The sequence below is a fragment of the Nocardia sp. NPDC058633 genome (assembly GCF_042717045.1).
GTDB lineage: Bacteria > Actinomycetota > Actinomycetes > Mycobacteriales > Mycobacteriaceae > Nocardia.
Window position 1 is genome coordinate 41,638 of record NZ_JBHXRA010000018.1, and the last position, 11,944, is coordinate 53,581.

The following is an 11,944-nucleotide window of genomic DNA, read 5'->3' on the forward strand; positions in this document are numbered from 1 at the left end:
AATAATCGGGGAGTTCTCGCGTGATCGTTTCGGCACTGTTCGGCCTGCTCGCCATCGGCCACCTTGCCCTCGCGTGGCTCGGTCTGTCCGGGATTCGGGCCGGTGGCGGCCGGATGTTGGTGCTTCCCACGGTGTTGTGCGTGGCGCTGTGCTACGACAACGCCATCATCGCCATGGGAAGCACACTGGGGATCGGGCGACTGCTCGAAACGTTGAGCTTGCCGCGCTTCGCCTTGCACGCGGTGCTGACACCGCTGCTGGTGCTGTGGGCCCGCGCCGCGGTCGACCATGCGGGTGTGCCCGCGGCACGGCGGACTGATGTCCGGGTGGGCGCGATGGTACTGACCGCGGCGCTGATCGTGATCGGGAGCTGGCACGGCGTCCTCGGGCTCGTGCTGGAGCCGAAGTGGTGGGCCGGGACACTGCGTTACGGGTACACCGGCGGCTCGGCCCTCGGCGCGTTGCCCGCGATCATCGCGGCGCTGGTCGTGCTCGCGGCGGGGCTCGTGCTGTGGCGTCGGCGCCGCTACCCGGTGCTGGCGGTCGCGGCGGCGACGATGACCCTGGTCGCGGGCGCGACGCCGGTGGTGCCGGTGCTCGGCAATGCGGGCGAGCTGGTACTCGCCGCGGGATTGGTGAGCACCGGTCTGTGGCTGCGGCGAGAATTCAGTGCTCACGCAGCAGCGAACCAGCACCCTCGATCCGGTCGTTGATGCCGTTGTCGCGCAGTGCCATCCACCAGGTCGCGGCATTGATGGCGATCACCGGTTTACCCAGCCAGCGCTCGGCCTCATCGGCCAGGCTCACCATGGACAGGTTCGTGCCGCACTGGACGAGCGCGTCGATGTCGTCGCCGTCCACCTCCCGCAGGGCGCCGCGCAGTGTGTCCTCGGTGACATGGGCGATCGATACCGCGGTGGGGCAGCGCAGCCCGGTGATCGCGGCGACGTCGAAGCCGAGCTCGCCGAAGAACCGGACCACGTTCTCGTCGCCGATCGGCTGATAGGGCGTGACCACGCCGATTCGCTTCGCGCCGTAGAGCGTCAGTGCCCGGCGGCATGCCTCGGCGCCGGTGGCGACCTCCAGTCCGGTCGCCGCATGGATCTGCTGGATGAATTTACGGTTGCCTTCGACGCCGCCCCAGAAGGTTTCGGCCGACATGCCCATCACCATGTAGTCCGGTTCGCAGGTCATGATCCGTGCACAGGTCCCGTCCATTTCGGCGCGGATCTGTGCGAGCAGATTTGCCATGCCCGCGTCGTCGCCCATGTTCTGGTCGCGGATGTGGATGCGGCCGAAATGCGCGGTGACCCCCGGCACGCTCATGCGGCCGAAATCTGGTTCGACCACGGTATTCGTCGAGGGGGCGAGTACGCCGAACTTGCGTCGCCAGCCCAGTACGTCAGGCATTACTCATCTCCCGGTTGCAAGGCTTTCTCGGAGACCGCCGTGGCGGCGGCCAGCCGCCACGCGGCGGCCAGGAATGCGGCTTGGGCCGCGGTGTTGCACAACTGCTCGATCCACTGCAACGCCACTGTCTGGTCCGGGCGGGAGGCGAGCGGACCGAGTACGTAGAAGCTCAGTAGCTGCACGCCGAACAAGCCCGCGGCCACGGTGTCGCCGCGGTCGCGGGCGATGCCGATCAAGTAGATCCCCGTGATGGTCGCGAACACCGTGGTGCTGACCAGCATCGGGATCGAATCGCGTGCCAGCAGGGCACCGAGACCACAGGCCGAGGTGAGTCCGACAACCAGATACCGGAGCCAGCGCGGCGAGGTACCCGTCCTGGTGCGGGCCGCGGCCGTGCACAGCAAGCCGAATCCCAGCGTCAGCAACGGGAACAGCATCTCGCTCAGCCACGGCGGGGCAGGCCCGCCTGCCGCGGCGATCAGTTTCGCACCGGCCTTGGTGAGACCGCCCGCGCCGATGAATACCGCGGCCGCTACCGGTACCGGTCCGCCGCCGAGTACCCGGCGCAGCAGCAGTACGCCCGCGGTGGTGAACAGCACCGGCGCGAAATCCTCGATCGCCAGCGAGATCGGGTAATCCACTGCATCCGTGCTCATTCGGCGAACAGATCGCGTCGTCGCAAGCCCGCGGTGGCGAAGCGGCCGATCACCTTCGGTGTGGTGAGCCAGCGGACGTGGGCGCCGTTGCGTCGGTGGGTGAGGGCGCGCTCGGCCAGCCAGGGCGTGACGGTCTCGACGCGGTCGGCGAGGATGTTGAATATCTTGCGCGCCTTGGCCAGTTCCTCGGGGTCGGCGTAGCCGTGGGTCAGCAGGTCGGTGACTACCATGCCCGGGCTGAGCAAGCCGACGGACACCCCGGCGGGGACCTCCTTCGCCAAGGCCTTGGTCAGGTAGGTCAGCGCCCGTTTGCTGGCGCCGTAGACCGACAGTCCTGGCACCGTGCGACCGTCGCTGCCGAGGCCTTCCATATTCCAGACGTGTCCGCCGCCCGTGCCCGCCATCCCCGCGATCGCGACGGCGGATCCGTTGATCGCGCCGAGCAGGTTGGTTGATACGACCTTCGCGGCATCGGTGGCGGGCAGCTCCCACACGGGTGTACGGGTGTGCGAGATGCCGGCATTGTTGATCCAGACGTCGATGCCCCCGAAGCGGGCCACCGTCGCGTCCCAGAGTGCCTGAAGCTGCTCCCGGTCGGTGACATCGGCGGGTACCACCAGCAGTTCGGTGTCGGGCAGTTCCGCGCGCAGCGTGTCGATCCGCTCGGTATCGGTGCCGCACACCGCGACTCGATGCCCGTGTTGCAGCAGGGCGCGGGCGATGCCGAGCCCGATGCCGCGGGTGCCGCCGGTCACCACGACGGTGCTGGTCGTCGGCCCGCTCATGCGCGCACCAGTACCCCGTGCAAAACAGCGCTGAGGCTGTTGTGCTCGAACAGTTCGTAGACCACCGCGAGCTCGACACCCGCGCCCATGCCGGGTTCGGCGTCCATCATGAACTCCCGTCCGTTGAGTTTGCCGCCGTCGGGGAAGTGCAACACCGGGTAGTTGGCCCGGCCGTACGACGTCGCGTTCCCCCAGGCGCCGGGACCCTCGTGGAACGAGCGCACGCCGTCACGGCGCACCGTCGCCTGGTATTCGCGTTCGAGTGCGCCGCTCCAGGTGACGTGGTGCTCGGCGGTCAACAGGCTCAACGGCGTCACCTCGATGGTGATGCGTACGGTGCCGTGGCGTCGCTGGTCGGCGCCCCACAGCTCGCAGTCACCGACATAGCGGCAGGCGTCTTTGGTCGGCAGCACGAAAGGAGTAGCTCCGCAGCGTGTTTCGTGCTCGACGAGTTCGTCGGCGAGCGCCGGATCGCGGGTGTAGACGCCGTTGAACACCCCGACCATGGCCGGTCCCTGGTACAGCACCGAGGAGTACACCTGGGTGTCACCGAGTGTCAGGTTCCAGGTGTTCAAACCTACCTGCCAACCGGGGCCGTAGTAGTGCGCGTCGACGAAGCCGCCATACGGTCGCCCGGCGCCGTAGAAGTCGGGGCCGGTGTAGAGGCGATCACTGTCGGAGTCGACGACGCCGAAGGCGAACGGCGCACCGAGCGCGAACCGGCCGGCGAGTTCGCCGCCGCCGGTGAGACCGCCGTCCATGAAGTAGGTCGTCGTTCCGTCGGCGAAGACCGATGAGCGGCGAATGTCTTCGAAACCGCGCCAGACGCCGTCGGCGGCGAACAGCGACGGCCTGCCGACCCATTCACCCGCGATGCGTTGCTGCCACCGGCTCGGCGCTTCGGCGGCGGTCATGCGAGCAGCTCCGCCCGCACGCACGCGGTCTGATCGTCACCGAGCAGTCGGGCCACCTGCGCCCAGACCGGATCCACTTCCGGGCTGAACAGATTCGCCCGGTTCACGCGGTCGCGGACGGCCGTATCGGCGTCGACCGCGGGAACTCCTTTGTCCACCAGGGTGAGCCAGTGCCGCAGATAGTCGTCGACGGTGGTGTCGAGCGCGCGGAAAGCGGTTTCGGTGGCTCGGCAGACAACCATCCACGGCGACATCATCGCCCGCTGCCGCGGACCGATCGCCGCCGCCGACACACCGTCGAGCTGCCAGGCCGCCTCCAGTAGCGGGGTCAGCGGCAGGAATGCGGCATCGAGGTAGGGGAGGTTCACCGCCAGATCGGCACGCGGAACGAGATCGAGGTGCATGGCGTAGTACTCGCCGCCGTGCACCGAATCCAGCGTGAAATGCGGGACCGCCGAGTCGGGAGGGGTGAAGGCGAAGAGCATATGACTGTCGAGGTGGATCGCGGGGACCACCAGATCGACGGCGACGAGCTTGTCGATCCGGTCGCCGTGCAATACCCGCAGCCTGCCGACCGGCTCCGGTGACATCGCGCTGATCAGCGGAATATCTTCGGCGACAGTGAGTTCGAGTGCGGTGCTCAGTGACTGCAAGGTGCGGTCGCTGAGTGCGGTGGGCAGGCTCATCGCGGTGTTCCTCCGTTGCGGGCTTTGTGCACCCAGGCTTGGGCGAGTTCGGGGTTGTCGCGGCGGGCCGGTGAGGCGATCACGGTGGCGGTTCGACGCGGTCCGTCGCCGGTGATGGTGTCGTCCTCGCCCAGCCACCACCCGTCCTTGATCAGCTGAGTGCGCCTGCGCCGGTACGCGATTTGCAGCGCGTCGCTGCGGACATGCAATTCGTCGGCGAGGTCGAACGGCAGCAGCTCCGGGCGCTGCCCCTCGACGATCGGTTTGTCCTGCAGCAGGATCGCTTTGATTCTTCTGCGGGTGTCGGCGTCGGCCCATTTGCCGGTGAAGAAGTTGCGGTAGCCGAGGATCTTGATCAGGGTGCGGTCCTGCGACAGCGGGATATTGAAGTCGTAGAGCAGCAGATCACCGATGGGTAGCCTGATGTGCAGTTTCACCACGTTGGGCAGGTACCAGCCGTTGGTGACCGTCACGAACTCGGGGCGGGGCTTGTTCCGGAACAGCAGCCCCCACAGCCCGCCTGGCGGCGGCGGGCTGAGCTGGATATCGGCCTCCGCCGACCAATCATCTTGGCGAATGGAAAAGCTCGGAATCTCGGGTTTGTCCGGATTGCCGAACCTGGTGCCGTGCACGAAGGGCGTGTGCGAGGCATCCACTACGTTCTCGAAGGTCCGCTCGTAGTTCGCCTCGACCTCCATTTCGAACTGCACGACCCGGAAACTCGGATCATCGTGGACGGGGATTTCCGGGATCGGCGGGCGTTGATCCTCGGGCAGATCGCCGAGAAAGGCCCACACCATGCCGTAGCGCTCCTGGGTGGGGTAGGCGTCGACGCGGGCCTTCTTCGGGATGATCCGATCCTCGGCATTGGCCGGGATCCGCACGCAGGCGCCTTCGGCGTTGTACTGCCAGCCGTGGTACGGACAGGCGATGCAGTCGTCGGTGACCGTCCCCATCGACAGGGCGCCACCGCGGTGTACGCACAGATCCGACAGGCACACCACCGACCCTGCCTTCGTGCGGTACAGGACGAAGTCTTGGCCGAGGCAGGTCACCTTCTTCGGCGTGCGGCCGACCTTGTCGGCGAATTCCAGTGCGTACCAGAAGTTCTTCAGCATTGTTCTCGCTCCGATCGGTGGGGCCGCAGGATGTCCGCGGCGACGAATTCGGCGAGTTCGGTTCGTGCTGCTGCCGAGTCGCACAGGTGGGTGCGCAGGAATGCGGAGGTCAGGCGCGCGAACGGGGTCAGCGCATCCGCGTCGTCGCCGCCGTCGAGGAAGGCGCGGGCGGCGGTCGGATCGGCATCGGCGATACCGAAGTGATTGGCCCCTTCGATGACGGCCAGCAGGTGCTCGCCTGGTGGCAGCGCCTCGTGGAAGGTGCGAGCCACCGGATCGGGGCGGGTCTCGCCCTCCTCGCCGTAGCGGTCGGCACTGCCCGCGATCACACCGTCATTGGTGCCGACGCCGAGCAGGACCGGGCAATCGACCTGCGCGGGCAGCACGGTGCCCGCGGGCCAGCCGAGCATGCTCGCCACCAAAGTGTGCGCGCCCCAGGCGAACACCGCCGCGACGGAATCGAAGAAGCGTGCCGACTGCAAGACCACGGTGCCGCCTGCCGAGTGTCCGCCCAGCGCGATCCGGTTCAGGTCCAGTGCCCCGCGCAGCGGGCCCTGCGCGTTCAACTCGGCGAGGGCGTCGATGACCGCGCCGATGGTCGGGCAGGTCGGGCGGGTGCCGTAGGTATCCGGGCGGGCGGCGGCCAGGTCGACGCCGCACGTCAGACCGCGCTGACCGCCGAACAATTCGGCCACCCGGTCGAAAGTCACGACGACGAAACCGCTGTCGGCGATCGTGGTGGCGAATCGGCGGTAGGAGTCCTGGCCGACATTGACCCCGGACACGAACACGACCACCGGATACGGCACCGTCGCGGGATCGGGTGCGAAGACGCCGGTCAGGCGTTCGGCATCGTCGCCGGTGGCGACGGCGGGGTAGTAGACCTTCAGATGGGCGGTATCGAACGGTGCGGTTCCCGCGGTGCGGGCCGACCACCAGAGTGAACGAACAAGTCTCACGCAGGCACCTCATCGACGTGGTGTGGGCGGATCGGGTGCGCACTCATCCGACGGGCCTCGGCAGAACTCGGTCGCCGCCCCACAGGCCACGCACCAGACGCTGGGTCAGATCCGCCCCGAACATCCGCTCGCCCATAACATTCGCGGGATCGCGTTCGGCGATATTGCGACGGATTGCCAGGTCTCGCTCCGCCAACCGGGCCCGCTCATCGACGGGCACCGGCGTCGCCGCGTCCACCCACCCCAGCCACTGCTCGACCCGAGCCGTCAGAATCTCGGCGACCGTCTCGCGATTGGCCTGATTCGGTGGGAAGGAGTAGCAATACGCGGTGGGGGACAGGCTGGACCGGATGAAGCCGGTGCGGCTGGTGAACCAGGTGAAATCGGGATGTTCTTCCTTGAAGGCCAACCACGGCGCGTCATTGTCGGCGTAGTAGCTGTCGAAATAATCGCCGTCGCCGACAAGATCGCCGCGTGGTACCGCATCGACATAGAACCAGCCCTGCGGCCACAGCAGCAGCGCGACGCCCAGATGCGGGACCTGGATCTGCGGTCCGAGCCACGCGGTGAGATGCAGATTGACGAAACCGGTGTGGGGGTCGCCGATCCAGGAATGCACCAGCCAGTCGATCTCCGGGCCGGTATAGGCGGCCAGACTCCCCGATGGTCCGGTCGCCGCGTCGCCGTAGTCCTCCAGGGCCTCGGTCGAGGGATCTCTGGTCAGCTCGAAGCGTTCGGCGATACGGGATTTCAGCCCGCTCAACAGATCTCGCCATTCCTGGAACGTCTCGGTGACGTCGATTCTGGCGGTGGCGTCGACCACCTGCTCGACGTGGCGCACGGTTTCACTCATCGTTGCTCCGGTTCTGTCGTCACTGCGCTTGCCTCGTCCAGCGGCCACCGAGGGCGTCCGTCCACCAGGTCTGTGCCTTTGGATACGTTCCGGTTCACGGCTTGCGCCGGCCGCACGGTCGCCCGGACATCGGCTGCGCCGGGCGGTGCGGCGGTCACGATCGGGTGGCTGATCACACCGGTGAACGGGCCGCTCCACGCCGTCCACAGCGTGAAATCGGGGCTGAGCGCGTACACCGCGCCGCGCAGCCCGCCGTGTTCATCGACAGCGGCGGCCACCACATTGAGCCGGTTCTCCGCCGAGCGTTCGGACAGACCGAGTGCCAATTCCCACGGTTCGGTCGGCGCGCAGGGCACGGCCACGACGTCGGCGTCCTGGAGCGCGGCCAGCCGAAAGGTCTCGGGGAAGAGCGCGTCGTCGCCGACCACGATGGCCAGTCGGCCCCATGGCACGTCGAAGACGGTCACTGCGGTGCCCGGGTCCGTCAGCCACGGAAGGTGTTCGGTCGGATGCAGTTGAGCTTGACGGCCGAGCACCCCGTCGGCGGTGACCAGCACACCGTGGTGCGCACCGCCGGCGCGCACACTCAGCACCACGTGTGCCGTTGTGCCGTGTAGCGCGTCGACGACGTCCGGTATCGCAATCGTCGCGAGCTCGGGGAGCACGATCAACTCGACTCCGTCGGCGGCGAGTCGGGCCAGTAGTCCCGGGTCGGCGACCGCGAGCGCGGTGCTCAGCGAATCGGCCCCGGCCGCCGCGCGTCGCCCGCGCGGTGTGGTGGTGAGTGGGGCGTAGAGCTCGGGCCTGCGCGCGGCGAGGATGTCGGTGCCGTCCGGTCGGCTCTTGTCATCGGCCAGTGACACGTCGATATCGGCGACGACGATCGCCTCACCGGTGGCGGGCGCAACCGCGACCGGGACGCCGTCGGGGCCGACGATCTGGCTTTCGCCCGCACCGTGCAGCCGATCCTGCGGCACCCCGAGGCGGTCCGCGATCGAGGGCAGTTGGTCGGCGGGGAGCAGTGGGCCGACCTTGTTGGCGGCCACCACCCAGACCTTGTTCTCCGCGGCTCGTACCGGAATGTGCAGGCTCGCTTCGTCGATGGCGAAGGAGTTGAGGCTGTTGAGCAACAGTTGGGCCCCGCGCAGTGCCAGCGACCGGGTGACCTCGTTGATGACGCCCTCCATGCAGGCGTACATACCGATCCGGCCGAGGGGAGTCTCGAGCACCGGCGATTCGGTCGGGCCCGGATCGAGATAGTCGTTCTCGGCGCCCATCAGGATCTGCTTGTCGGATTCGCCGAGCAGTTCGCCGTCGGGGCCGAACAGCAGGCTGGTGCCGGTGGTGCGGCCGTCGGCACGGGCCAGGGTGACGCCGATCTTCACGAACACCCGATGTCGGCGCGCCCGCTGCGCGATCGAATCGCAGAATGCGTCGCCGAGTGTGCAGGCCATTCGGCGCGCGTGCGCACGGTCCTCGTACCAAGATAGGTGGTTACAGAATTCGGGAAGAACCACCAGTTCGGCGGCCGCGGCGGCCGCGGCGTCGATCATGCGGAGGCAGGCGTCGAGGTTGACCGCGACGTCGGTTCCCGCGGCGAGCTGTGCGGCCGCGACTCGGGTCATGAACTCGGACCCTCTCACTCGTCCAGCGTTTCGTAGAACGAAACACTGTTTCCAACAGTGCCCTGATTCTGTACCCCTGTGAAGGATCTGTCCAGGGGTGGTTCGACATTTCACGCGCCCGTAATTCGTGAAAACGTCGCTTTTTCAGCCTGTCTTGACAGTGGTTGGCGCCGCGGGTTCAATATGTCAATCGTGAAACTGTGTTTCTCTCAGTGGAACACGAGTGGAGGTTGAGGATGACGAGACATCGCGCATCCGTGTCGGCCGCACTCTGCGCAGTCATCGCCGGACCGGTCGCCGGTGGGCAGTTGGTGCTGCTTGCCAAACCCCTGGGCGGTGTGGTCGGACTGCCCGGCGCGGTGGTCGGCTACCTCGTGCTCACCGGCGCGGTGCTGGGTCTGTTCGCCGCGTTGCTGTGTCTGTGGCAGTTGCGCACTTCGGTCGAAATGGCCAGTGCGTGTGGTGTTCTCGCGGGCATCGCCGTTCTGGTGGCGGGCGCCGCGGATACCGTCGCGGTGTTCGCCGTCGCGGTGCTGGTGGCCGGCACTGTCACCGGGCCGCTACTGGTCGCCGGTCGCACCCTCGCAGCCGATCTCGGCCGCCAGAGCTTTCTCGTCATGCACGCGGCGGCGACAGCGGGACTGGTCGCCGCCGCGTGGCTGGGCGGCCGGTATTACGAGAATCCCGGAGCCGGTGTGATCGCCGCAGGGGCGTTGACCGCCATCCTCGGTGTGAGCACCGGACTGTTGCGAGCACGCCTCGCCGAAGCACCGATGTCGCGCCGCGCGGCCACAATCGGCGCGGTGCCCCGTGCTGCGCTGGCGGGATATGTCGCCGTAGGACTCGCGGTCGGGGGCACCGTACTGCCCGCGCTGCATCTGCTGTTGTTCCGCTGGAACGAATTCGGAGCCGAGCAGCTCACCTGGCTGTTGTTCGCTGCCACACCCGCGGTATTCGTGGTCGCGCTGCCAGGGCGTCGGCCGGTCGCCGTGCCCGTGCTGTTGATCCTGGCGGCAGGCGGACCGGTGCTCGTGGCGACCGCATCGGGGCCGGTGTTGCTGACGATCGGGCTGGCCGTGACCCTGGCGGCGGCGGCCCGTGCGATGACGGCCCTCGACGAGCAGGTGTGCCTGCGCGCCGATCGGGCCGCCGCTACCGCGGTTGTCACGGCGATCGCGGGTTCGACCGGTCTGGGACTCGTTGATCTGCTCGGTCGGGTCGTCGGTACGGGATCGGCGCTGACCGTGCTGGCCGCCTGCGTACTCGTCGCGGCCCGGCTCTGTGGCAGGCACGACCCTGCAGCCTCACCTCCGCAGCGCGTGCTCAGCTCACACAACGAAGGAGGCGCGCCGTGAACGGTTTCGCCACGACGACCCGAGCGGCCGCGGCCGCACTGCTCGGCGGATGTCTGATCGGCTTTCCGGCAGCGGCATTCGCGCAGGAGCCCGCCGCGATACAGGTCAGTGCGAGCGCCGATCTGACCGAAGGACAGCGAATCACTGTCAGCGGCAGCGGCTTTCGAGCCGGTCTGGCGGCGGTCGCGGTGGGCATGTGCAAACAGGGCTTCACCAACGGGCTGAAGGACTGTGATCTCGACGGTGGTGCGACCTTCGTCAATATCGGCGGGGACGGCACCTTCGGCCCGCTGACATTGACCGCGCACCCCACGTTTCACGCCATCGACTGCACCCAGCAGCAGTGCGTGATCGCGGCCGCACCGCTGCCGGGCACCGAACCGCCCGCGGTCATCGCCGCCAATTCGGCTGCGGTGTCGGTGGCTTTCGCGGGTTCCGGCCCGCCGGCGCCACCGGCTCCTGCCCCGGCTGCCGCGCTGCGGTCCGACTCCGATACCGAAGGCCCATCCACCGTGCTGTGGGCGGTGACCGCGGGCTTGCTGGTGATCGTCGCCGGTAGTGCCCTCGCCGATCGGCGGCGATTGTGAAATCCATCAGGAGGAATATATGAAACGCATCGGTACCCCGCTCGGGATTCTCGGGGCCGTCGCGGTCGCCGCGATCTGGAGTGCGACCCCGGCGACGGCCGCACCGGCTTTGCAGGTGAGTAAGTCCACCGGACTCGCGGCCGGGCAGACCGTCACCGTGACGCTGGACGGCCTGCCCCCGAATATGCCCGCGGTGGCGGTCGGGCAGTGCACACCGCAGATCACCGGTCCCGCGGACTGTCATCTCGCCGGTTCGATGCTCGGCGCCGCCGACGGGCAGGGGCGGTGGCAACCCAACCCGGGTAAAGAGGCGATCACCCTGGTAGCCGCCGTCGGTACCACCGATTGCGCCGCAGCGCCCGGCGCCTGCACGCTCAGCGTCACCAGCCTGACGAACGCGACCGAGATCCTCGCCTCGGTGCCGTTGACCTTCGGCCCCGCCGCCGAAACGCCGGCGACCGCGACCGATACGGCCGAGGCCGAGTCCGAGGACGCCGACAGCAATACCGCCATGACGGTCGGCATCGCCGCGGGCGTGGTGGTGATCGCCGCGGTCGCCGTAGCCGTCGTAGTACGCAGGCGCGGCCGAAACAACTGAAATCCCCGGACGGCACGGAGGCTTGTCGCCGCCGTGCCGTCCGGCCGATCCGCGAACGGAGTACCCCGATGCCGACCAGCGACCAGGGTCTGACCCATATCGTGCTGATGAAGTTCCAGCATCGAGCCGATGCGCACCAGGCAAGTGCTCTGCTGTCGGCCCTCGACGGCGCTGTTCCACACATCCGTTCGCTCACCGTCTTCCTCGACGAACTCGACACACCGGTCTCCTATGACCTGTGCCTGACCACCACGCACGCCTCCGAAGCGGAATTGGCTGCCTATCAACAGCATCCGGCGCATCAGGAGGTCGCCCGATGGCTGGCGCCCCGGCTGGCCGGTCGAGCCGTCGTGGACTATCGCGGGTAGTCCGCGCACTTCCCGCGGGTCCGCGATCCG

The 11,944-nt window shown here is 67.9% G+C and carries 14 protein-coding genes; 5 read left to right on the forward strand and 9 right to left on the reverse strand.

Annotated features, from left to right (window positions below):
* The first annotated feature begins 20 nt into the window (after nucleotides 1-20).
* Nucleotides 21-713, forward strand: coding sequence for an LPXTG cell wall anchor domain-containing protein (locus ACFWUR_RS23090; RefSeq protein WP_378909486.1), 693 nt, complete (start codon nucleotides 21-23; stop codon nucleotides 711-713).
* Here ACFWUR_RS23090 and ACFWUR_RS23095 read toward each other — a convergent pair.
* Genes ACFWUR_RS23095 through ACFWUR_RS23135 form a run of 9 tightly spaced genes read right to left on the reverse strand, consistent with a single transcriptional unit; the run spans nucleotide 667 to nucleotide 9,006 of the window.
* On the reverse strand, nucleotides 667-1,410 hold the full coding sequence (locus ACFWUR_RS23095) for an arylmalonate decarboxylase (protein ID WP_378909488.1): 744 nt from the start codon (nucleotides 1,408-1,410) through the stop codon (nucleotides 667-669). The genes ACFWUR_RS23090 and ACFWUR_RS23095 overlap by 47 nt on opposite strands.
* Complete coding sequence (locus tag ACFWUR_RS23100) at nucleotides 1,410-2,066, reverse strand: hypothetical protein (RefSeq protein WP_378909489.1); 657 nt, start codon at nucleotides 2,064-2,066, stop codon at nucleotides 1,410-1,412. Before ACFWUR_RS23100 ends, ACFWUR_RS23095 begins: the two co-directional genes overlap by 1 nt.
* Nucleotides 2,063-2,851: an SDR family oxidoreductase gene (locus ACFWUR_RS23105; protein WP_378909491.1), complete on the reverse strand. Its 789-nt coding sequence runs from the start codon at nucleotides 2,849-2,851 to the stop codon at nucleotides 2,063-2,065. Before ACFWUR_RS23105 ends, ACFWUR_RS23100 begins: the two co-directional genes overlap by 4 nt.
* Entirely contained in the window at nucleotides 2,848-3,765 is a 918-nt protein-coding gene (locus ACFWUR_RS23110; protein ID WP_378909492.1) for a hypothetical protein, read from the reverse strand. Before ACFWUR_RS23110 ends, ACFWUR_RS23105 begins: the two co-directional genes overlap by 4 nt.
* Nucleotides 3,762-4,451: a hypothetical protein gene (locus tag ACFWUR_RS23115; RefSeq protein WP_378909494.1), complete on the reverse strand. Its 690-nt coding sequence runs from the start codon at nucleotides 4,449-4,451 to the stop codon at nucleotides 3,762-3,764. The genes ACFWUR_RS23110 and ACFWUR_RS23115 overlap by 4 nt, the downstream gene beginning before the upstream one ends.
* Nucleotides 4,448-5,569 (reverse strand): Rieske 2Fe-2S domain-containing protein, encoded by a 1,122-nt coding sequence (locus ACFWUR_RS23120; RefSeq protein WP_378909496.1) that lies wholly within the window; start codon nucleotides 5,567-5,569, stop codon nucleotides 4,448-4,450. Before ACFWUR_RS23120 ends, ACFWUR_RS23115 begins: the two co-directional genes overlap by 4 nt.
* A complete protein-coding gene (locus tag ACFWUR_RS23125) occupies nucleotides 5,563-6,528 on the reverse strand; it encodes an alpha/beta hydrolase family protein (RefSeq protein WP_378909498.1) in 966 nt (321 codons plus the stop codon). Before ACFWUR_RS23125 ends, ACFWUR_RS23120 begins: the two co-directional genes overlap by 7 nt.
* 43 nt (nucleotides 6,529-6,571) lie before the next feature.
* Entirely contained in the window at nucleotides 6,572-7,381 is an 810-nt protein-coding gene (locus tag ACFWUR_RS23130) for an oxidoreductase (RefSeq protein ID WP_378909500.1), read from the reverse strand.
* Nucleotides 7,378-9,006, reverse strand: coding sequence for a nitrilase-related carbon-nitrogen hydrolase (locus ACFWUR_RS23135; RefSeq protein ID WP_378909501.1), 1,629 nt, complete (start codon nucleotides 9,004-9,006; stop codon nucleotides 7,378-7,380). Before ACFWUR_RS23135 ends, ACFWUR_RS23130 begins: the two co-directional genes overlap by 4 nt.
* A 236-nt stretch (nucleotides 9,007-9,242) precedes the next feature.
* Here ACFWUR_RS23135 and ACFWUR_RS23140 point away from each other — a divergent pair, with 236 nt between their 5' ends.
* The 4 genes from ACFWUR_RS23140 to ACFWUR_RS23155 all read left to right on the forward strand — a co-directional run bounded on the left by ACFWUR_RS23140 (nucleotide 9,243) and on the right by ACFWUR_RS23155 (nucleotide 11,914).
* On the forward strand, nucleotides 9,243-10,361 hold the full coding sequence (locus ACFWUR_RS23140) for a hypothetical protein (RefSeq protein WP_378909502.1): 1,119 nt from the start codon (nucleotides 9,243-9,245) through the stop codon (nucleotides 10,359-10,361).
* Nucleotides 10,358-10,948 (forward strand): neocarzinostatin apoprotein domain-containing protein, encoded by a 591-nt coding sequence (locus tag ACFWUR_RS23145; RefSeq protein WP_378909504.1) that lies wholly within the window; start codon nucleotides 10,358-10,360, stop codon nucleotides 10,946-10,948. Before ACFWUR_RS23140 ends, ACFWUR_RS23145 begins: the two co-directional genes overlap by 4 nt.
* Nucleotides 10,949-10,967: 19 nt before the next feature.
* The gene (locus ACFWUR_RS23150; protein WP_378909505.1) at nucleotides 10,968-11,546 is read left to right on the forward strand and encodes a neocarzinostatin apoprotein domain-containing protein; all 579 of its coding nucleotides are present in this window, start codon (nucleotides 10,968-10,970) and stop codon (nucleotides 11,544-11,546) included.
* A 68-nt stretch (nucleotides 11,547-11,614) separates the two neighbouring features.
* On the forward strand, nucleotides 11,615-11,914 hold the full coding sequence (locus tag ACFWUR_RS23155) for a Dabb family protein (protein WP_378909506.1): 300 nt from the start codon (nucleotides 11,615-11,617) through the stop codon (nucleotides 11,912-11,914).
* Nucleotides 11,915-11,944 lie beyond the last annotated feature (30 nt).

Excerpts from the sequence above, each read along its gene's own strand:
- ACFWUR_RS23140 (WP_378909502.1), top strand. The coding sequence starts at position 9,243 with ATGACGAGACATCGCGCATCCGTGTCGGCCGCACTCTGCGCAGTCATC.
- ACFWUR_RS23130 (WP_378909500.1), bottom strand. The coding sequence starts at position 7,381 with ATGAGTGAAACCGTGCGCCACGTCGAGCAGGTGGTCGACGCCACCGCC.
- ACFWUR_RS23115 (WP_378909494.1), bottom strand. The coding sequence starts at position 4,451 with ATGAGCCTGCCCACCGCACTCAGCGACCGCACCTTGCAGTCACTGAGC.
- ACFWUR_RS23120 (WP_378909496.1), bottom strand. The coding sequence starts at position 5,569 with ATGCTGAAGAACTTCTGGTACGCACTGGAATTCGCCGACAAGGTCGGC.
- ACFWUR_RS23150 (WP_378909505.1), top strand. The coding sequence starts at position 10,968 with ATGAAACGCATCGGTACCCCGCTCGGGATTCTCGGGGCCGTCGCGGTC.
- ACFWUR_RS23095 (WP_378909488.1), bottom strand. The coding sequence starts at position 1,410 with ATGCCTGACGTACTGGGCTGGCGACGCAAGTTCGGCGTACTCGCCCCC.
- ACFWUR_RS23135 (WP_378909501.1), bottom strand. The coding sequence starts at position 9,006 with ATGACCCGAGTCGCGGCCGCACAGCTCGCCGCGGGAACCGACGTCGCG.
- ACFWUR_RS23105 (WP_378909491.1), bottom strand. The coding sequence starts at position 2,851 with ATGAGCGGGCCGACGACCAGCACCGTCGTGGTGACCGGCGGCACCCGC.
- ACFWUR_RS23100 (WP_378909489.1), bottom strand. The coding sequence starts at position 2,066 with ATGAGCACGGATGCAGTGGATTACCCGATCTCGCTGGCGATCGAGGAT.
- ACFWUR_RS23110 (WP_378909492.1), bottom strand. The coding sequence starts at position 3,765 with ATGACCGCCGCCGAAGCGCCGAGCCGGTGGCAGCAACGCATCGCGGGT.
- ACFWUR_RS23155 (WP_378909506.1), top strand. The coding sequence starts at position 11,615 with ATGCCGACCAGCGACCAGGGTCTGACCCATATCGTGCTGATGAAGTTC.